The organism is Caulobacter sp. GSs2, from assembly GCF_058680895.1.
In genome coordinates this window covers 752299-770165 of record NZ_CM178725.1, presented here as the reverse complement: position 1 = coordinate 770165, position 17867 = coordinate 752299, and the positions used below count along the sequence as shown (strand labels likewise).

Annotated in this window: 22 protein-coding genes; 13 read left to right on the top strand and 9 right to left on the bottom strand. The window is 66.2% G+C overall.

All coding sequences use genetic code 11. The annotated features are described in order from the left end of the window. Window positions 1–3 precede the first annotated feature (3 nt). Window positions 4–987, top strand: a complete 984-nt coding sequence (locus tag ACW17Z_RS03760) for an alpha/beta fold hydrolase (RefSeq protein ID WP_492057598.1) — start codon at window positions 4–6, stop codon at window positions 985–987. A 64-nt stretch (window positions 988–1051) separates the two neighbouring features. Continuing rightward, window positions 1052–1906, top strand: coding sequence for a cobaltochelatase CobT-related protein (locus tag ACW17Z_RS03755; RefSeq protein ID WP_492057597.1), 855 nt, complete (start codon window positions 1052–1054; stop codon window positions 1904–1906). On the opposite strand, the gene hisN is transcribed toward ACW17Z_RS03755, so the two are convergent. Continuing rightward, complete coding sequence (hisN, locus tag ACW17Z_RS03750) at window positions 1887–2723, bottom strand: histidinol-phosphatase (protein ID WP_492057596.1); 837 nt, start codon at window positions 2721–2723, stop codon at window positions 1887–1889. The two genes, ACW17Z_RS03755 and hisN, sit on opposite strands and share 20 nt — an antisense overlap. 41 nt (window positions 2724–2764) lie before the next feature. Then, window positions 2765–3148: a helix-turn-helix domain-containing protein gene (locus ACW17Z_RS03745; RefSeq protein ID WP_419255001.1), complete on the bottom strand. Its 384-nt coding sequence runs from the start codon at window positions 3146–3148 to the stop codon at window positions 2765–2767. Window positions 3149–3275: 127 nt separating this feature from the next. On the opposite strand from ACW17Z_RS03745, the gene ACW17Z_RS03740 reads away from it, so the two are divergent. Further along, on the top strand, window positions 3276–4217 hold the full coding sequence (locus ACW17Z_RS03740) for a lysophospholipid acyltransferase family protein (RefSeq protein WP_492057595.1): 942 nt from the start codon (window positions 3276–3278) through the stop codon (window positions 4215–4217). Here ACW17Z_RS03740 and ACW17Z_RS03735 read toward each other — a convergent pair. The 5 genes from ACW17Z_RS03735 to gcrA all read right to left on the bottom strand — a co-directional run bounded on the left by ACW17Z_RS03735 (window position 4214) and on the right by gcrA (window position 8022). Next, a complete protein-coding gene (locus tag ACW17Z_RS03735; protein WP_419317433.1) occupies window positions 4214–4723 on the bottom strand; it encodes a response regulator in 510 nt (169 codons plus the stop codon). The genes ACW17Z_RS03740 and ACW17Z_RS03735 overlap by 4 nt on opposite strands. 104 nt (window positions 4724–4827) lie before the next feature. Next, window positions 4828–5622, bottom strand: coding sequence for a M23 family metallopeptidase (locus ACW17Z_RS03730; protein WP_492057593.1), 795 nt, complete (start codon window positions 5620–5622; stop codon window positions 4828–4830). Window positions 5623–5660: 38 nt separating this feature from the next. After that, window positions 5661–5882 carry a DUF2093 domain-containing protein gene (locus tag ACW17Z_RS03725; RefSeq protein ID WP_492057592.1) on the bottom strand — a complete coding sequence of 74 codons (222 nt, stop codon included), beginning with the start codon at window positions 5880–5882 and terminating at the stop codon, window positions 5661–5663. 27 nt (window positions 5883–5909) lie between these two features. Then, window positions 5910–7427, bottom strand: coding sequence for an exodeoxyribonuclease VII large subunit (xseA, locus tag ACW17Z_RS03720; protein WP_492057591.1), 1518 nt, complete (start codon window positions 7425–7427; stop codon window positions 5910–5912). Between the two features lie 64 nt (window positions 7428–7491). Further along, window positions 7492–8022 (bottom strand): cell cycle sigma 70 cofactor GcrA, encoded by a 531-nt coding sequence (gene gcrA, locus ACW17Z_RS03715; RefSeq protein ID WP_419317428.1) that lies wholly within the window; start codon window positions 8020–8022, stop codon window positions 7492–7494. Window positions 8023–8259: 237 nt separating this feature from the next. Here gcrA and ACW17Z_RS03710 point away from each other — a divergent pair, with 237 nt between their 5' ends. The 4 genes from ACW17Z_RS03710 (at window position 8260) to ACW17Z_RS03695 (ending at window position 12569) form a co-directional block, all read left to right on the top strand. Then, the gene (locus ACW17Z_RS03710) at window positions 8260–9081 is read left to right on the top strand and encodes an ABC transporter permease (RefSeq protein ID WP_419317427.1); all 822 of its coding nucleotides are present in this window, start codon (window positions 8260–8262) and stop codon (window positions 9079–9081) included. Window positions 9082–9218: 137 nt separating this feature from the next. Continuing rightward, window positions 9219–10439: an aspartate aminotransferase family protein gene (locus ACW17Z_RS03705; RefSeq protein WP_419317426.1), complete on the top strand. Its 1221-nt coding sequence runs from the start codon at window positions 9219–9221 to the stop codon at window positions 10437–10439. Window positions 10440–10501: 62 nt separating this feature from the next. Further along, a complete protein-coding gene (gene argF, locus ACW17Z_RS03700; RefSeq protein WP_492057590.1) occupies window positions 10502–11437 on the top strand; it encodes an ornithine carbamoyltransferase in 936 nt (311 codons plus the stop codon). 223 nt (window positions 11438–11660) lie between these two features. Beyond that, window positions 11661–12569, top strand: a complete 909-nt coding sequence (locus tag ACW17Z_RS03695) for an Hsp33 family molecular chaperone (RefSeq protein ID WP_492057589.1) — start codon at window positions 11661–11663, stop codon at window positions 12567–12569. Window positions 12570–12604: 35 nt separating this feature from the next. Here the strand turns inward: ACW17Z_RS03695 and apaG are convergent, their stop codons facing one another. Then, window positions 12605–13069 carry a Co2+/Mg2+ efflux protein ApaG gene (gene apaG / locus ACW17Z_RS03690; RefSeq protein ID WP_419317420.1) on the bottom strand — a complete coding sequence of 155 codons (465 nt, stop codon included), beginning with the start codon at window positions 13067–13069 and terminating at the stop codon, window positions 12605–12607. Continuing rightward, window positions 13050–14234: an O-succinylhomoserine sulfhydrylase gene (gene metZ / locus ACW17Z_RS03685; protein ID WP_492057588.1), complete on the bottom strand. Its 1185-nt coding sequence runs from the start codon at window positions 14232–14234 to the stop codon at window positions 13050–13052. Before metZ ends, apaG begins: the two co-directional genes overlap by 20 nt. 159 nt (window positions 14235–14393) lie before the next feature. Between metZ and ACW17Z_RS03680 the strand changes: the two genes are divergently transcribed. The 6 genes from ACW17Z_RS03680 to ACW17Z_RS03655 all read left to right on the top strand — a co-directional run bounded on the left by ACW17Z_RS03680 (window position 14394) and on the right by ACW17Z_RS03655 (window position 17764). After that, entirely contained in the window at window positions 14394–15422 is a 1029-nt protein-coding gene (locus ACW17Z_RS03680) for a 2'-deoxycytidine 5'-triphosphate deaminase (RefSeq protein WP_492057587.1), read from the top strand. Between the two features lie 192 nt (window positions 15423–15614). Next, window positions 15615–15914 carry a hypothetical protein gene (locus ACW17Z_RS03675; RefSeq protein ID WP_492057586.1) on the top strand — a complete coding sequence of 100 codons (300 nt, stop codon included), beginning with the start codon at window positions 15615–15617 and terminating at the stop codon, window positions 15912–15914. Window positions 15915–15974: 60 nt separating this feature from the next. Beyond that, window positions 15975–16466, top strand: coding sequence for a hypothetical protein (locus ACW17Z_RS03670; protein ID WP_492057585.1), 492 nt, complete (start codon window positions 15975–15977; stop codon window positions 16464–16466). A gap of 21 nt (window positions 16467–16487) precedes the next feature. Beyond that, window positions 16488–16889 carry a hypothetical protein gene (locus ACW17Z_RS03665; RefSeq protein ID WP_419317415.1) on the top strand — a complete coding sequence of 134 codons (402 nt, stop codon included), beginning with the start codon at window positions 16488–16490 and terminating at the stop codon, window positions 16887–16889. Then, window positions 16886–17080, top strand: a complete 195-nt coding sequence (locus ACW17Z_RS03660) for a helix-turn-helix transcriptional regulator (protein ID WP_492057584.1) — start codon at window positions 16886–16888, stop codon at window positions 17078–17080. The genes ACW17Z_RS03665 and ACW17Z_RS03660 overlap by 4 nt, the downstream gene beginning before the upstream one ends. Window positions 17081–17104: 24 nt before the next feature. Next, window positions 17105–17764 carry a hypothetical protein gene (locus ACW17Z_RS03655; protein ID WP_492057583.1) on the top strand — a complete coding sequence of 220 codons (660 nt, stop codon included), beginning with the start codon at window positions 17105–17107 and terminating at the stop codon, window positions 17762–17764. Window positions 17765–17867: the final 103 nt, after the last annotated feature.

Here is a 17867-nt window from a genome sequence, read left to right as displayed (position 1 = left end):
CCCATGACGGAACAGGCGCCTCTGGTATCGATTCCCGAAGCGCTGGTTCCGGATCATGGAACAGCTGAATGGTTTGTCGGCGCGGATGGGGCGACCCTCCGCGCCGCTTTCTTTTCACCGCCAGGCCAATCCTCGACTGAAGGGCCGCGCGGCTCGGTGATTGTCAGTCCCGGCCGCAGCGAACCGATCGAGAAATATTACGAGGTCGTGCAGGACTTGCAGGCCCGCGGCTTCGCGGTGCTGGTCCACGATTGGCGAGGGCAGGGGCTGTCAGTCCGCGCCTTGCCCGACCGGCTCAAGGGCCACGCCAAGGGCTTCAAGCCGTTTCTGAGCGACTATACGGCGCTGCTCGACACCTTCGAAGACCGCCTGCCCAAGCCGTGGATCGCCGTGGGACACTCGATGGGGGGCTGCCTGACGACCCTGGCCCTGGCCCGGGGCGAGGCCCGCTTTTCGGCCTGTGTGCTGTCGGCCCCTATGCTGGGTCTCGATACCGGCCGCCGGCCGCCCCGCGCCTCGCGGGCTCTGGCCTGGATCATGGCCCGCGCCGGGTTCGCCGGCGACTACACCCCCGGGGAAATCAGCGACCCGTTCGCCGACACCTTCGCCACCGACGCCCTGACCCATGACGAGGCGCGATACGCGCGCTATCGGTCCCAACTCCTGGCCAACCGCGACATCGCCCTGGGTGGCGCGACCTGGGGCTGGGTGGACTTCGCCTTTTCCGCCTGCGCCTGGCTGCGCCGCTCGCCGAGCGTCGAGGCGATCTCGATCCCTGTGACTATCGTCGCGGCGGGCGAGGACACCCGCGTGCTGAACGCCGACCTCAGATCGATCGCTCGGCGCATTCCACAGGGGCGCTATCTGGAAATCGAGGGCGCCTTCCACGAGGTTCTGATCGAGGTCGACGCGCTCCGGGCGCAGTTCTGGGCGGCGTTCGACGAGACGGTGGATGCGGTGGTTCCCGTTAGCGAGGCCGCGAGCTAGGCGGATGTTGGGTTTCCTACAGCGTCTTCTCTCAAAGAGGCGGCCAACCCAAGCAGGCTACCGCGTGTTCACGCGGGACTTCGACAAGACCGTGAAGTCAGCCGACTTGGACAGCGTGCTAGGGCCGCTTTCCGCTGTGGACGCGGCGGCTAACGAAGAAGCATGGGCGGCATTTTCAGGGCGCCTACAGGCGTGGCGCACTCAACTGCATCTGTTCGCGTTGGAGTCCGCCGGTCGAATCCGCCAGACCGTGTCAGAAGAGCTTCGAACTAGCACCATCGTCACGATCCTTGTTGACCAATCCGGATCTATGCGGGGGCAGAGCATGTTGCTCGCCGCCGCTGCAACTGATGTGAGCAAGGATTTCTTGGGCCATCTGGGCTTCGAGGTTGAAATCCTCGGGTTCACGACGACCACTTGGCGCGGAGGAAAATCGCGCCAACGCTGGAAAAGAACCGGAAGTCCGAAGCGACCCGGGCGTCTCTGCGATCTCCTCCATGTCATCTACTGCTCGTTCGAAGACAAGGCGACTTCGACGATGACCTATTCTCTGAAGTCGATGTTGCGTCCGGATTTGCCCAAGGAGAACGTAGACGGAGAGGCTCTGATTTGGGCGACTTCCAGACTCAGAGCGCGACCCGCTTCGCGAAGACTTCTATTGATCGTTTCGGATGGAGCGCCGGTGGATGACTCGACCCTCGCAGCCAACGAACCGGATATCCTCGACGTGCATCTTAGGCAGGTCATAGCGGACGTCGAAGCGTCGGGCGATATTCGGCTTGCTGCTGTCGGCATCGGCTTCGACGTGGGGCGCTATTATGCCGAAGCAGCAACCGTTCAAGCGCCAGACGACCTGGGTCAGGCCATGATCATGCTTCTTGAGCGTCTCTCCACGGACGCTACTTCGCCGACCGCCTGAGCGACACCAGCGCCTCGTCCAGCGGCCGCCGGTCGCCCGAGATCACCATCTGGCCGCCATGCTGTCCGATCGGTTCGCCACGCCAGTCGGTGACCATGCCGCCGGCGCCTTCGATCACCGGGATGGCGGCTTCGATGTCCCAGGATTTCAGGCCGGCCTCGATGACCATGTCCATCTTGCCCATGGCGACCATGGCGTAGGCATAGGCGTCGCAGCCCAGGCGGGCCAGCTTGGCGGCGGCGCGCACCTGCAGCCAGGCCGCGCGTTCGGCGCCGTCGAAACAGGCGTCGGGATCGGTGGTCGAGATGACGGCGTCGGTCAGGTCCGCGCACTCGCGGACCTTGATCGCCGTGCTCTGGCCGCGCGAGATCAGGCGCGAGCCGCCGGCGTGGCCGATGAAAATCTCGTCCAGATAGGGTTGGCCGATGGAGCCCAGCACGGGGCGGCCCTGGTGGCGCAAGCCGATCAGGGTGGTCCACAGGGGTAGGCCGGCGATGAAGGCGCGCGTGCCGTCGATGGGGTCGAGCACCCAGACGAACTCGGCGTCGGGCCGGTCCTCGCCATATTCCTCACCAATCACGCCATGCTCGGGAAAACGCTCCGAGATCAGGGCGCGGATGGCGGCTTCGGCCCCGCGATCGGCTTCCGTAACCGGATCGAAGGCGGCGTGGCTTTCACGCGGCAGGTTCTTGCCGGCGCCCTTGTCCTCGAGCCCATGATCCGCCCGGAACAGCGGCAGGATCACCCCGGCAGAAGCCCGGTTGAGGTCGATGATGAAGGCGTCGAGCGCCATGAACTGGCTAGCGGAAAGCGTCATGGGCGGGGTTTAACGCCCCCGCCGCACGTACGCTACCGGAACTACGCGTCGGCGTGTTCGCCGCCGTTCAACGACTTGGCCAGATCCAGCAGGCGACGACGCGGACGCTCGCCCAGCAGGTAGTAGGCGCGGATCAGGTCCAGCGTCTCCTTGCGGGCGAACATTTCGCCGCCCTCGGCTTCGCCAGCGGCTTCTCGGCGAACCTGGTCGGAGAGGCCGTCATAGAAATAGCCCACCGGCACTTCCAGCGCCTCGGACAGCTGCCAGAGGCGAGCGGCCGAGATGCGGTTGGCGCCACACTCGTACTTTTGGATCTGTTGGAATCGCACACCCACCGTGCCGGCCAGTTGCTGCTGGGTCAGACCCAGAAGGCGTCGGCGTCGGCGCAGTCGCTTACCAAGATGAACGTCGATGTCGTTACCCATGGAAAGCCAAGCCCCCCTGCTATCAATCGAGCGTCCCGAAACGGAACGGTCCGCTTCAACAGCCGCAAGTCGCGTGCCGGGCGAAGTGACGTTGCGCGCAGCGTGCAAGCCAGCCTACTAAGAACGCATGTCGGATAAGCGTCGGCCTTGGGCCCAGGATCTGCTCTGGCGCGCTGAGGCGCTGGGCTTTGACCTCTTCATCGCCCTGTTTCGCCTTATGGGCGTTGACGCGGCGTCGAATTTCGGCGGCTGGATCGGCCGCACCTTTGGCCCGCTCAGCGGGGCGCACAAGGTCGCCGAGCGCAATCTGAAGCTGGCGTTCCCGGAAAAGGACGAGGCCTGGCGCGCGCAGACCCTGGTCGCGCAATGGGACGGGCTGGGCCGGTCGTTCGCCGAATTCCCGCTGATGGACAAGATCCTGCCGTCCACCGGGCGGGTCGAGGTTGTCAACAAGGAGCGTCTGGCCGAGATCGCAGAGAAGAAGATCCCGGTCGTGTTCGTGTCAGGCCACCTGTCGAACTGGGAGGTGATGCCGGCCGCCATCGTCGATTCCGGCGTGACCTGCGAGATGACCTATCGCGCGGCCAACAATCCCTATGTGGACAAGCGCATCAAGGACAGCCGCTTTCGCTATGGCGTGCGCCTGTTCGCGCCCAAGGGCGGCGACGGCGCCCGGGAGTTGCTGGAAGGGATGAAGGAAGGTCGTTCGGTCGCCTTGATGAACGATCAGAAGTTCAACAATGGCGTGGCCGCCCCGTTCTTCGGGCACGACGCGCGCACCGCGCCGGGGCCGACCCGGCTGGCGATCCGCTTTGGCACGGTGCTCCAGCCGATGTCGGTTCAGCGCATCAGGGGCGCGCGGTTTCGGGCGGTGGTCCACGATCCCATCGTCGTGCCCTCGACGGGCGACCGCACCGCCGACATCGAGGCCGGCGTGCGTCTGATCAACAGCTTTATGGAAGAGCGTATCCGCGAGCGCCCGGCGGAATGGTTCTGGGTTCATCGGCGCTGGCCAAACGAGGTCTATGCCGCGCTGGCCGCCGGGGAAGCCGAAGTCCGCCAGGACTAGATTTCCAGCGCGTCCTGACGTTCGCCTTGCCGACGGAAGGGGCCCGCATAGTTGGGCTCTTCGCGGCGGCGGCGGCAGGGGCCGAAATAGTCGCCCGAGCGGATGAACGGCCTGGGCCGGTAGATCACGATGTTGATGCGGTCCAGGAGCGAGCGCGCCGTCACCGGCTTGACCACGATCTCGGTCACCCCGGCGTCGCGCGCTTCGAACACCCGGTGGCGCTCGGCAAAGCCCGTCAGCATGATAATGGGCAGGAACGGGTCGACGCTGTCTGGCGAGTTGCGGACCAGCTGGGTGAACTGCACGCCATCCAGCGGCGACATCTTGAAATCGACGATGGCGATATCGACCAGGCCCTCACGCAGGGCCTGCAGGGCTTCCGCGCCATCCGTGGCTTCGCGAATGTGCCTTACGCCCACGCCATGCAGGATAGCGCCGACAATCGCCCGCATGTGGTGGTTATCGTCCACCAGCAGAAAACGCAGATTGGCATACTCCGCCGACATGCGGTGGCCGTCTCCTTGTCAGACCGGGAACTCGAGGCGCGAGTAACCACATGGACCTGCTTCTGGATAGTGAGATCAGGGCTAATGGATGGTTTATTTTCGCGCTACGAGCGAGAGGCGTTGGCGCCGACCATCAGGGATGGATCGAGGTTGCGGCCCCGCCATTTCATGCGCCAGCACAGGTGCGGGCCCGTGGCGCGCCCTTCCTTGCCGACGGCGCCGATCATCTGTCCCTGTTCGACAAAATCTCCAGCCATAACAATGACTTTTGACAGGTGTAGATAGGCGGTGATCAGGCCCTGGCCATGATCGATCAGGATCAGGCCGCCTTCGAAATGCAGTCCGGTCTCGGCGAAAACGACCTGTCCGCCGGCTGGCGCGCGCACGGCCGTTCCCACCGGCGCCGCCAGGTCAACCCCAAAATGGGGACGCCGGGGCTCGCCATTGAGTATACGTTGGCCTCCGAAACGCGCCGAGCGTCTCGCGCCCTTTACAGGCAGGATGAAGCCGGACCTGAAGGCGTCGAGGTCCGCGACGCTGTTGAAGCCCACGGCCTTGCGCTCGCCTTCGGCGGCGATGCGGGCCAGCAGGATGGGGTCGACGGGGGCGACCTGATCGGCGGGCAGGCCGTCGATGCTCTGGATGTTGAAGACGCCCGGGGCGATGACCGCCTCGTGGCTGGCCGAACCGTCGGCGGTGGTGACGGTGATGGTCACGACCGGCGGGGCGTCGCGGTCAAAGCCGACCACGAACCAGCCCGCTGCCGAGGCCAGGCCGACGATCTCGCCATCAATATCGAGGGTGGCAAGGGGCGCGGTGCGGCCGATGGCATAACCACCCTGCACGAACTTGCCCGATAGAGTCAGTCCGGGCGCCGAGGCCCGGGCCGTATGAGCCACTCCGCTGACGGCGAGGCCGGCCAGAAGCGCGCGACGGTTCAGGCGATCTTCTCTTGCCAGCGCTTCAGCGCCTCGGCGGGACTGGCATAGGCTTCCTGCAGCTCGGGGCTCCAGTAGCGCAGGGCGTCCAGCGGGACCTTGGCGCCGGTGACGGCGCACAGCACGAAACGGCCTGGCGTCATGACAGCGAATTCGCCGTCGCCATAGTGCAGCACGGCCAGGCCGTCGGATTTTCCAAGGTCGCGATCATAAGCGTTCATGAGGGTGTTCTACGCGAGAGAGGGGCCTCAGAACAGATCGCCCTGATCAGGTTTTGGTGTAGTCGGTTTTGGACGCGCCGGTTTCAGGGCCGGCGGCGGCGCAGCATGCACTACGCCGTCGCCGTCGATCACCGCGTCGCGGTCGCCGGTCTTGAACTTCAGATTGACCCGCTCGCCGGCCAAAAGGTCGCTGGCCGAGCGCGCCAGGGCGCCGTCGGCCTTGCGCACCAAGGCGAAACCCAGCTCCAGCGGCCGTTCGGGATTAAGCGACTGGCGCAGCTTTTCCAGATTGGACAGCCGGTCGGCGTCGCGCTGCAGGCGGCGCTTGCCGGCGTCGTTGAGGCGGCTCCACAGGGCGGGCAGGCGGGCATTCTGGGCGATGCGTTCCGGGGCGCGACGGGCGGCCAGATCCATGCGGCGCGACAGGTCGCTCAGGCGGTCGGCCTTGACCTGACGCTGACGGCCCAGCGCCTGCGGCGACAAACGGGCAGTGATCCGCAGCAGGGCCTGGGCATGGACAGCGGTGTTGCGGCCCAGGGCCGCGTCGAGGCGGCCTGCGGCGATGTCGAAGCGCTGCTGGGCCAGGGCCAGCAGGTCGGCGGGGCGGGGCAGGCCGCGCGCGGCGCCGACCAGGCGCGTGCGACGATCCTCGATCAGTCGCGCGCCGCTGCGGTTGAGGCGGCGGTCATAGTCCGAGACCAGTGCCCGCAGCTCGCCCAGCACCGGCGTGGCGATCTCGGCGGCGGCCGTGGGGGTGGGCGCGCGGCGGTCAGAGACGAAGTCGATGAGGGTGGTGTCGGTCTCGTGGCCGACCGCCGAGATCAGGGGAATGTCGCTGGCCGCCACGGTGCGGGCCAGGGCCTCGTCGTTGAAGGCCCAGAGGTCTTCGACCGAGCCGCCGCCCCGGGCGACGATGATGATGTCGGGGCGGGGGACCCGTCCGCCCGGCGTGATGGCGTTGAAGCCGCGAATGGCCCCGGCCACCTGGGCGGCGGCCTGATCGCCCTGCACCACCACCGGCCAGACCAGCACGTGGCACGGCCAGCGGTCGCGGATACGATGCAGGATGTCGCGGATCACCGCGCCGGTCGGGCTGGTGATCACGCCGACCACGGCGGGCATCGAGGGCAGGGGGCGTTTGCGGCTTGCCTCGAACAGGCCCTCGCCGTGCAGCTTGGCCTTCAGGCGCTCCAGCTGGGCCAGCAGCGCGCCGACCCCAGCGGCCTCCATGCTCTCGATGACGATCTGGTAGCGGGATCCGGCCGGATAGGTGGTGATCTTGCCGGTGACGATGACTTCCAGGCCGTGCTCGGGCCGCACGCCCAGGCCCCGCACCGAGCCTTTCCAGACCACGCCGTCGATCGCGGACTTGTCGTCCTTGATGGTCAGATAGACATGGCCGTTGCCGTGATGGGTGACCTTCGACAGCTCGCCGCGCAGCCGCACATGGGCATAGCTGGTTTCCAGCGTGCGCTTCAGCGCAAAGGCCAGTTCCGAAACGGAATAGGCGGGCGCATTGGAATCAGGAGCGGCGACGTCGGTCATGCGCACAGCATAAGGCCCTCCCCGACGAACGGGGAGGGCCGCATGAGAGACTTGTTCTTATGGACTAGATGTAGCGGCGCAGCGAGCGGGCCAGCTCGGTGGGGCCGGCCTTCTTCTTGGATTGTTGCGGCTGGTAGGCCACCCGGGCGTGTTCGCCGCAGTAGGGGCCTTCCGACGAGCGACGGCCGCAGAAGGTGAAGCCGTCCGACGACGGGTCGCCGATTGGCCACTTGCACATGTGGGCGCCCAGGGTCAGCACGGTGGCCGAGCCGGGCTGCTCGTCGCGATAGACGGGCAGGGTCGGGGGGGCGACGCCGGACGACACGATGGCTTGCGTCGGCGTGTGCTCGGGCGTGACCACCCGGCGCGGCGCTGACGGCATGGTCTGCGCGGCGGGCCGGGCGGGACGCGGAGCCTTGAAGGCCGGACGCGCCGGTTGCGAGGGGGCCGCACGACCCGACAGGCCGAGGCGGTGGACCTTGCCGATGACGGCGTTGCGCGTAACGCCGCCCAGTTGCTTGGCGATCTGACTGGCCGAAAGCCCGTCCAGCCAGAGTTTCTTCAAGGTCGTGACCCGATCGTCGGTCCAGCTCATGCCCGTCTCCCGCCATTGATAGGGTCCGAGGCTTCCCCAAGCCTTGAGCCCTATATCTGGTGTTTTGACCACCCCGCCGGCGGTCGTCCTACCATATATCGTAAAGAAAACGTTAAACCACACAATGGGCGCCAAGTGGTCTGTCCACAGAAACTAGATATTGATTCGGAAAGGGTGCGACTTGCGCCTTGGGAGCCCAAAGCGCACATGCGTAAGGGAATTTTGGGACTCGGGTTCATGAGAGACATGGCAGACAGCGTCGTTCCGCCGCAGCCGCGCGATTATCACGGCTGGAACTGGAGCGGGTTCTTCACCCTCTATCAGCGCGAGATCCGCCGCTTCTGGAAGGTGGGCACCCAGACCGTGGCCGCGCCGGTGGTCACCACCTTGCTCTACATGCTGGTCTTCGTGGTCGCCGTCGGCCCCGCGCGCCAGGCGGTGGACGGGGTGAGCTTCGGACATTTCGTGGCTCCCGGCCTGATCATGATGGCCATCCTCAACAACGCCTTCGCCAATTCATCCTCGTCGCTGATCCAGGCCAAGATGATGGGTCTGACGCCCGATTTCCTGACCCCGCCGCTGTCGCCTCTGGAGCAGGTCTCGGCCTTCGCCCTGGGCGCGGCGACGCGTGGCGTGGTGGTCGGGGCGGTGACGGCCATTGTCATCGGCCTGCTGCCGGGCGCGGGCCTGGGCGTGGCCCACATCTGGCCGATCTTCTATTTCGGGATCGGCGCCTCGCTGATCCTGGGTCTGGCCGGAATCCTGGCGGGCCTGTGGGCCGAGAAGTTCGACCAGCTGTCGGCCGTGACCAACTTCCTGATCATGCCGATGACCTTTCTGTCGGGAACCTTCTATCTGGTCGACAAGCTGCCCGAGCCGTTCCGGACGGCCAGCCACTACAACCCGTTCTTCTATCTGATCGACGGCTTCCGCTACGGCTTCATCGGCCATGCCGACGGCTCGATCCTGATCGGCGTGGTGACCACGGCGGTGCTGACGGTGGCGCTGTTCCTGTGGTGCTGGCATCTGTTCCGCACCGGGTATCGCCTCAAGACCTGATGGCGTGATCCCAGGGCTGCCAGCGTGCAATTTCACAGCACTTTCATTGACAGAGCGTCGTTCCACGGCGACAACCTGCGGCCTTCCGGTCCCCGTGCGAATAGCGCGGGGGCTTGTTTCCTTTTTGGGAGGCGGTCTTGACCAGCCCTACGTCTTCGAAGTCTTCGCAGCAGCACATCATGGGCGTCTACAACCGCGCCCCGTTGGCGTTTGAGCGAGGCCAAGGCGCGCGCCTGTTCTCGACTGACGGCGATGTGTATCTGGACTGCGTGGCGGGCATCGCCACCGACGGCCTGGGCCACGCCCACCCCGTTCTGGTCGAGGCGCTGAAGACCCAGGCCGACAAGCTCTGGCACGTTTCCAACATCTACCGCATCCCCGAGCAGGAAGAGCTGGCTGACAAGCTGTGCGCCCACAGCTTCGCCGACGTGGTGTTCTTCACCAACTCGGGCACCGAGGCGATCGAGTGCGCGCTGAAGACCGCCCGCAAGTACCACACCGCCAATGGCCAGCCCGAGCGCATCGAGATCTTCGGCTTCGACGGCTCGTTCCACGGTCGCTCCTATGCGGCGGTCAACGCCTCGGGCAATCCCAGCTATGTCGAGGGCTTTGGCCCGCGCCTGCCGGGCTACAGCCAGCTGACCTTCGGCGACCATGACGCCCTCAAGGCCGCCATCGCCCTGCCGACCACGGCGGCGATCATCGTCGAGCCCGTACAGGGCGAGGGCGGCGCGCGTTCGATCCCCGAGCACTGCCTGGTCAGCCTGCGTTCGCTTTGCGACGAGCACGGCGTCCTGCTGATCTATGACGAAGTGCAGTGCGGCATGGGCCGGACCGGCAAGCTGTTCGCCTACGAATGGGCTCCCGGCGGCGAGCCGCACATCATGGCCGTGGCCAAGGCCCTGGGCGGCGGCTTCCCGGTCGGCGCGTGCCTGGCCACCACCGAGGCGGCCAAGGGCATGACCGTGGGCGTCCACGGCTCGACCTTCGGCGGCAATCCGCTGGCCATGGCCGTCGGCAAGGCGGCTTTCGACACGATCAACACGCCCGAGATTCTCGACAACGTGAAGACCGTGGCCGGCTATTTCGTGCAGCAGCTGAACGGCCTGAAGGATCGCTTCCCGGACGTCATCGTCGACATCCGCGGCAAGGGCTTCCTGATCGGCATCAAGCTGATCCCGAACAACCGCGAGTTCATGGTCCTGGCCCGCGACGAGAAGCTGCTGGTGGCCGGGGGCGGCGACAACTGCGTGCGCCTGCTGCCGCCGCTGAACCTGACCATCGAGGAAGCCAGCGAGGCGATCGCCAAGCTGGAAAAGGCCTGCGAAGCCGCGCGCGTCAAGCTGGCGGCCGCCTGATCTTCACACTGTAAATCACCCGCTCCGGCGACAGCCGGGGCGGGCTCTGGGATTTGGCCGATATGACCACCCCCCGGCACTTCATCGATCTATGGAAACTGGACGGCGTCACGCTGCGCCTGATGCTGGAGGACGCCAAGGCCCGCAAGGCCGCCCGCAAGGGCTGGGGCCAGGGCCGGGTCGATGCCGACGCGCCCGCCGACGGTCGCGTTCTGGCGATGATCTTCCAGAAGAACTCGACCCGCACCCGCTTCTCGTTTGACGCGGCGATCCGCCAATTGGGCGGCTCGGGGATCATCTCGACCTCAAACGACATGCAGCTGGGTCGCGGCGAGACCATCGAGGACACCGCCCGCGTGCTGTCGCGGATGGTCGATGCGGTGATGATCCGCGCCAACAGCCACGCCGATGTCGAGCGCTTCGCCCAGGTCTCGACCGTGCCGGTGATCAACGGCCTGACCGACAAGAGCCACCCGTGCCAGATCATGGCCGACCTGCTGACCATCGAAGAGCATCGCGGCGACGTGGGCGGCAAGACCATCGCCTGGGTCGGCGACGGCAACAATGTCTGCTCCAGCTTCATCCACGCCGCGCCGCTGCTGGGCTTCAAGCTGAAGATCGCCTGTCCGGCGGTCTATCATCCCGACCTGGTCGATCTGGCGCGCGCCCAGGACCTGCAAGGCCAGGTGAGCCTGACCGACGATCCCAGGGAGGCTGTGCGCGGCGCCGACGTGGTCGTGGCCGACACCTGGGTCTCGATGGGCGACACCGACCATGACGAGCGCCTTGCCGCGCTGGAGCCCTATCAGGTCGACGAGGCGCTGATGGACCTGTCGGCCCCCGATGGCGTGTTCCTGCACTGCCTGCCGGCGCACCGGGGCGAGGAAGTCACCGATGCCGTGCTGGATGGCCCGCGCTCCCTGGCCTGGGACGAGGCCGAGAACCGCATCCACGCCCAGAAATCGGTTCTGGCCTGGGCGTTTGGCGCGATCGGCTAAGGCGGGGAAGGGCGCCGGCCAGTGCCCGGTGGGGTTGAGCACTGGCCAGCTTTGCCGCCGCGTATGGGCAAAAGCGGCGACCTCTCTGGGGTGATCCGACTCTCGACTCACGACAATGGGCCTGACCCCTTGGCGTACCCATATTGGATAGGGTCCGGTCCCGTCGGGCGGCCACGCATCTAGGGGCTCGCATTTTCGTTGGAAGCTCCTATCTAACCGCCCCATGACCGACACCACCGCCATGCCCGCCCTCGACGACATCGTGTCCGCCTTCCAGATCGAAGGCCTGCCCGTGCGCGGCCGCCTTGTGCGCCTGGGCGCCGCCGTCGACGAGGTGCTGACCCGTCACGACTATCCAGAGCCCGTCGCCAACCTGCTGGGCGAGGCCTGCGCCCTGGCCGCTCTGGTCGGTTCCAGCCTAAAGTTCGAGGGGCGGCTGATCGTCCAGGCCCAGGGCGATGGCCCCGTGCGCTATGTGGTGGTCGACTACGACACCAGCGGCGGCCTGCGCGGCTATTGCCGGTTCGACGCCGAGGAGGTTGCCAAGGCTTCGGAAGGGTTCGTGCGCCCGGGCGCCAAGACCCTGCTGGGCGGCGGCGTGTTCATCATGACCCTGGATCAGGGCCCCGACATGGACCGCTATCAGGGCGTCACGCCCATTGAGGGCGAGACCCTGGCCCTGTGCGCCGAGCAGTATTTCCAGCAGTCGGAACAGACCCCGACCCGCGTGCGTCTGGCCGTCGGTCAGGCCGATAGCGGCGAGGGTCTGAAGTGGCGCGCCGGCGGCATCCTGATCCAGTCCATCGCCGGCGACGAGACGCGCGGCGAGACGAAGGAAGCCTGGAACCACGCCCAGGCCTTCTTCGAAACCACCGGCGAGGACGAGCTGATCGACCCGACGATCGATTCGCCCACCCTGCTGTGGCGGCTGTTCAACGAGGACGGCGTGCGTCTGATCGAGGAGAAGCCGCTGCGCTCCTTCTGTCGCTGCACCGACGACCGTATCGCCGTGGTGATCCAGTCGTTCACCGAGGCGGAAAAGGCCGAGATGGTCGAGCCCGACGGCAAGATCCACGTGACGTGCGAGTACTGCTCGCGGGTCTATGCGGTGGATCCGGAAACGGTGGGCTAGGGTCAGGCCCTCCCCCTTCAGGGGAGGACTTTCCTCTAGTTATACCGCCGCGCGGCGCCTGGCAGGTGCAGCGAGAACTCGGGGATCTCGGCGTCGAACACGTCGCCGCCCTCGGTCATCATCTGGTAGCTGCCGCGCATGGCGCCCGACGAGGTCGGCAGGGGGCAGCTGGAGACGTAGCGGAACGCCTCGCGGGCCTTCAGCTCGGGCTGCTCGCCGACCACGCCAGAACCCTCGACCTCGTTGCAGCGATTGAGCGCATCGGTGATCGCCCAGCGGCGGGCGACCAGATGCACCGTCTCGGCGCCGTGGTTTTCGATCTCCACCGTGTAGGACCACAGATAGAGGCCTTCCTCGGGCGCGGATTCCTCGGGCAGGTAGACGGGCGCCACGCGCACGACGATGTCGCGCGTGCGGGCTTCATAGATGCCGCCATCGGCGCCGCGACGCTTGCGGATCCGCTGCAGCGGAGGGGAGGTTTCACGCCTGGTCGAGCGCACGGGTCACATCTCGCGTCAGATCGGCAAGGCTTTCGAGACCCACCGACAGGCGCACGCCGCCTTCGGTGACGCCCAGCGACGGACGTTGGTCTTCGGGCACCGAGCGGTGGGTGGTTGTCGGCGGGTGGGTGGCCATCGACTTGGCGTCGCCCAGATTGTTGGAGATGTCGACAATCTCCAGCGCGTTCAAGAACTTGAAAGCGGCCTCTCGGCTGCCCAGGTCCAGGGCCACTACGGTGCCGCCGCCCGTCATCTGCGACTTGGCGACGTCGTGGCCCGGGTGGTCGTGGCGGAAGGGGTAGAGCACCTTCTGGGTCTTCTTGTGCTCGGCGATCACATTGGCCAGGGCGAAAGCCGTCTCGGTCTGGCGCCGCACGCGCAGGTCCAGCGTCTCCAGGCCCTTGACCAGCACCCAGGCGTTGAACGGCGATAGCGACGGGCCGGTATGGCGCAGGGCGTCGCGGTAAAATTCCTCGTTGATCGCCTCGCTGGTCAGGATCGCGCCGCCCAGCACGCGGCCCTGACCGTCGATGTGCTTGGTGGCCGAATAGACCACGATATCGGCGCCCAGCTTCAGCGGCTGCTGGAAGATCGGGGTGGCGAAGACGTTGTCGACAATGACCTTGGCCCCGACCGCGTGGGCGATCTCGGAGACGGCGCGGATGTCGGTGATCTCGAGCACCGGGTTCGATGGCGTCTCGATCAGCACGGCCTTGGTATTGGGCCGCATGGCCGCTTCCCAGGCCTTGGGATCGGTGGCGTCGACGAAGGTGGTTTCCACACCGAAGCGCGGCAGCCACTCAGAGATCAGCCAGCGGCACGAGCCGAACAGGGCGCGACCGGCGACAACGTGGTCGCCGGCGCGAACCAGGCCCATCAGAGACATGTTGATCGAGGCCATGCCTGTCGCCTGGGCGCGGCAGACTTCGGCGCCTTCGAGCAGGGCCAAGCGGTCCTCGAACATCTTTACGGTCGGGTTGTTGAACCGCGAATAGACGAAGCCCGGGTCTTCGCCGGAGAAGCGGCGGTCGGCGCCCTCAGCGCTGTCATAGGTGAAGCCCTGGGTCAGGTAGAGCGCCTCGGCGGTCTCCATATACTGCGACCGGGCCAGCCCCCCGCGGATCAGCTTGGTCGCGATGTCCCAGTCCTTCGGGTCCTCGGCCACGGGGCGTTCCTTCTTCGGCGCGGAAAAGGCCGGCATAAGGGGTTCAGAGCCCCGCACGGTCAAGGCGGAGCGGCCTGATTTCAACATCAGAATTGCCTAAGGCGAGCCGATGCCGCTCCAGCCTTGCCTTCCAGGCGAGCTTTAGCGACTGTCGCGCCAATGACCGACGCCCACTCCGCAGGGATTCTGCCCTGCCAGACCATCGAAGACCTCATCGCCCAGGAGGCGATCACCTCTCAGACGCCGTTTGACGTCGATCAGGTGCAGCCCGCCAGCCTGGACCTGCGGCTGGGCGCGCGCGCCTGGCGGGTGCGCGCCTCGTTCCTGCCGGGCCTTGGGCGGCGCGTGTCCGAGCGGCTGAAAGACGTGGCGATGCACGAGCTGGACCTGACCAAGGGGGCGGTGCTGGAGAAGGGCTGCGTCTATATCGCCGAGCTGCAGGAAAGCCTGGCCCTGCCGGCCAATATCTCGGCGCGCGGCAATCCCAAGAGCTCGACCGGGCGGGTCGATGTGTTCGTGCGCCTGCTGACCAATCACAGCCGCGCCTTTGACGATGTCGACGCCGGCTATGAGGGGCCGCTCTATATGGAGATCGCGCCCCAGACCTTCTCGGTGCTGGTGCGGTCGGGCACGCGCCTCAACCAGCTGCGCCTCAAGCGCGGCGAGCCGGCCAAGCTGTCGATCCGCAGCGTCGGTGTCGACCTGTCGCCCGGCATGGGCGGCATTGTCGGCTTCCGCGGACGTCGCCACGCCGGCGTTGTCGACCTGGACCACGTGGACGGCCACGACCCGCGCGACTTCTGGGAGCCGCTGGAAACCCGTCATGGCGAGCTGCTGCTGGATCCCGGCGAGTTCTACATCCTGGCCTCCAAGGACGACATTGAGATCCCCGTGATGGAAGCGGCCGAGATGACCCCGATAGATCCCTCGGTCGGTGAGTTCCGCGTCCACTATGCGGGCTTCTTCGATCCGGGCTTCGGCACCGAAGAGGCCGGCGCTGTCGGCTCCAAGGGCGTGCTGGAAGTGCGCAGTCACGAAACCCCGTTCCTGTTGGAGGACGGCCAGACGGTGGCGCGGCTGGTCTATGAGCCCCTGACCTCGCGGCCCGTACGGCTGTACGGCGAGGGCGGGTCGCACTACCAGCGCCAGGGTCTGAAACTGTCTAAGCACTTCAAGGCCTGGACCTAGCCGCGAGGAGCGGATTCGGCGCTCCGGTAAAGAGTGATTTTCAGGCAGCCGGTGTCGCATCGCCTGTCGCGCGGCACGGCGTCACACTAGATGTGGTGGGCCTTCTCCTGTTGTCCGCAAGTGATAGCTTGAGGGGGCGGAGAGATCAGTCGCGTTTCGCGTTCTGGCCGATCGACCGCCGGAGCTTCAAGCGTGCCAAAAACTCGCCGCGACCCCTTCGCCATTCTCGCCATGCGTATCCGTGCCTGGGAGGCCTGCGCCCGCATCCCGGCTTGCGACAAGGCCATCTGGCGACAGGATGCCGCCGGTCGGGTTATCCGCTGGGCCGACTTTGGTGACCGCTTCTCGCGCTACGGCTGGGAAATGCGCACCTGCCAAAGCCGGGGCGTTCTGGCCCGAGCCCTGAAGCGCCACACAATCGAGGCCATTCACTGGCGTGGGGTTCTGGGCGACGAGACCCGCGACATTTTCGATCTGCCCAAGGCCGCCTGAAGAGCTGACGGACCTTACATTTAGTCGCCTCTCCCATACAAAAAGATAAGCACGCTTGACATGCTGCGGGCGCATGTGACAAATACCCTTGTCATTTCGATAGGGGTGCTTGTCATAAACGAGCGTATTGGCCGCCAAGCGGCGCGCCAGGGTCTGGCGCAGAAGATCTTGCTGGGCACGGGAATTTTCGGCGGCTTCGTCGGCGCGGGAAGCGCGATGCTGGAGGACATGGGCGTCACCTTGCCGGCGCCGCTGGTCTTTGGCGCGACGCTGACGGCTATCGTGGCGCTCTTCTGGGTGTCGATCATCTACTGGCGCAATATCGACGAGGCCGCACGGGCGGCGCACACCTTCGCCTGGTTCTGGGGCGGGACGGGCGGGATGCTGGCCCTGTTGCCGATCGGTGTGCTGGTCAACGCCGAGCGTCTGGTCGCGATGTTTGGTCAACGCGATCCTCTTGAGTGGGCGACGCTTGGCTTTGTGTCCCTGCTCACGGCCCAGCTGGTTGGCTATGGCCTGGTCTGGGCCGGTTGGTGGCTGCGTCAGCGCTGATCCAGAAACAGGAGACCCGACATGAGTACGTCAACGACCGCCGCCGGCCGCCGCTACATCGCCCGGTTCATTCCCGCCATGCTCGCCTATGTCGTCGTGCTGTCCGGCGCCCTGTGGGCCATCAGCAACCTTCATCCGACCGGCCCGCTGCTCTGGATTCTGGCCATCGCCCCGGCGTTCCCGGTCATCGCGGTGATCGCCATCATGGGCCTCTATCTGATCGAGGAGACCGACGAGTTCATCCGCTCGGTCCTGGTCCAGTCGATGCTGTGGGGCGTCGGGATCACGCTGTCGGCTTGCACGGCGTGGGGTTTTCTGGAGAACGCCGACGTCGTGCCGCACATCCCGCTCTATCTGGTGTTTCCGCTGTTCTGCGGCAGCTTCGGCCTGGCCCAACCCTTCGTTCGCCGGAGGTACCAGTGAAGAACCGGCTCAAGGTGCTGCGCGCCGAGCGCGACTGGAGCCAGGCTGACCTCGCCGAACGCCTCGAGGTCTCGCGCCAGACCATCAACGCCCTGGAGACGGGCAAGTACGATCCCAGCCTGCCGCTGGCCTTCAAGATCGCCCGACTCTTCGCCCAACCCATCGAAGCCATCTTCCAGGACGAGGCCTAGGGCCGGTCCGTAAGGAGAAATCCCATGACCCGAGTCATGATGTCTTCCAACAAGATCGCCGTCCGCGCCGTGAAGCTGATCGCGGGCGGCCTGGTCGGCGGCGTCGTCGGCTACTTCGTCGGCAAGCTGCTCAAGCTGGGGCCCGTACCGGCCTATGATCTGGGCTGGTCCGATCACGGCGCTCTGATCATCGGCGCGCTGCTTCTGGCCATGGGGGTCTTCATCGGACTGGCCAGCCTCAGCGGCAAGCTCGCCGGATGGGTTCTGGATCCGAAGAGCGGACGCGCCGCGACGCCGTCCCAGATCACCTTTTACCGCCAGCAGGCGATCGTGCTGTTCCTGGCAGGACCGATGATGATCGCGCCGGTGCTGGCCCACCTGTTCTATGATCCCGTGCCTCAGGCGTTGGGCGTCGCTGTGCTTTGCGGGGTTGTCGCCCTGTTTCTGGTTCAGACCGTCTATAATCTGCTGGTCTGGCGTCGCGGCGACGAACTGATCCGCCAGATCACGATCGAGGCCAGCGCGATCAGCTTCTGGGTCCTGCAGGCGGCGCTGTTCTGCTGGGCCGCCGCCGAGAAGCTGGGCCTGGTCCCGGCCATCTCGGCCTGGGACTCGGCCACGATCCTGATGGGGACCTACCTGCTGGTCGCCGCCGTCGTGTCGGTCCGGCGCGGCTACGGCTGACACCGCCTGCAGGGCCAAACGCGCCCGCCTGAATTCCTACGCTTCTATCGGTTTTTCCTCGGCTCCGCGACGCTGAAGCCTCGCGCACGCCCCTGCACCAAGG

What these genes read in the sequence shown, in the direction of transcription:
- ACW17Z_RS03670 (WP_492057585.1), top strand. Translation starts at nt 15,975, where the DNA reads ATGCTGCGGGCGCATGTGACAAATACCCTTGTCATTTCGATAGGGGTG.
- ACW17Z_RS03695 (WP_492057589.1), top strand. Translation starts at nt 11,661, where the DNA reads ATGACCGACACCACCGCCATGCCCGCCCTCGACGACATCGTGTCCGCC.
- ACW17Z_RS03655 (WP_492057583.1), top strand. Translation starts at nt 17,105, where the DNA reads ATGACCCGAGTCATGATGTCTTCCAACAAGATCGCCGTCCGCGCCGTG.
- ACW17Z_RS03725 (WP_492057592.1), bottom strand. Translation starts at nt 5,882, where the DNA reads ATGAACGCTTATGATCGCGACCTTGGAAAATCCGACGGCCTGGCCGTG.
- ACW17Z_RS03710 (WP_419317427.1), top strand. Translation starts at nt 8,260, where the DNA reads ATGAGAGACATGGCAGACAGCGTCGTTCCGCCGCAGCCGCGCGATTAT.
- ACW17Z_RS03740 (WP_492057595.1), top strand. Translation starts at nt 3,276, where the DNA reads ATGTCGGATAAGCGTCGGCCTTGGGCCCAGGATCTGCTCTGGCGCGCT.
- gcrA (WP_419317428.1), bottom strand. Translation starts at nt 8,022, where the DNA reads ATGAGCTGGACCGACGATCGGGTCACGACCTTGAAGAAACTCTGGCTG.
- argF (WP_492057590.1), top strand. Translation starts at nt 10,502, where the DNA reads ATGACCACCCCCCGGCACTTCATCGATCTATGGAAACTGGACGGCGTC.
- ACW17Z_RS03745 (WP_419255001.1), bottom strand. Translation starts at nt 3,148, where the DNA reads ATGGGTAACGACATCGACGTTCATCTTGGTAAGCGACTGCGCCGACGC.
- ACW17Z_RS03665 (WP_419317415.1), top strand. Translation starts at nt 16,488, where the DNA reads ATGAGTACGTCAACGACCGCCGCCGGCCGCCGCTACATCGCCCGGTTC.
- hisN (WP_492057596.1), bottom strand. Translation starts at nt 2,723, where the DNA reads ATGACGCTTTCCGCTAGCCAGTTCATGGCGCTCGACGCCTTCATCATC.
- xseA (WP_492057591.1), bottom strand. Translation starts at nt 7,427, where the DNA reads ATGACCGACGTCGCCGCTCCTGATTCCAATGCGCCCGCCTATTCCGTT.
- ACW17Z_RS03760 (WP_492057598.1), top strand. Translation starts at nt 4, where the DNA reads ATGACGGAACAGGCGCCTCTGGTATCGATTCCCGAAGCGCTGGTTCCG.
- ACW17Z_RS03735 (WP_419317433.1), bottom strand. Translation starts at nt 4,723, where the DNA reads ATGTCGGCGGAGTATGCCAATCTGCGTTTTCTGCTGGTGGACGATAAC.
- ACW17Z_RS03680 (WP_492057587.1), top strand. Translation starts at nt 14,394, where the DNA reads ATGACCGACGCCCACTCCGCAGGGATTCTGCCCTGCCAGACCATCGAA.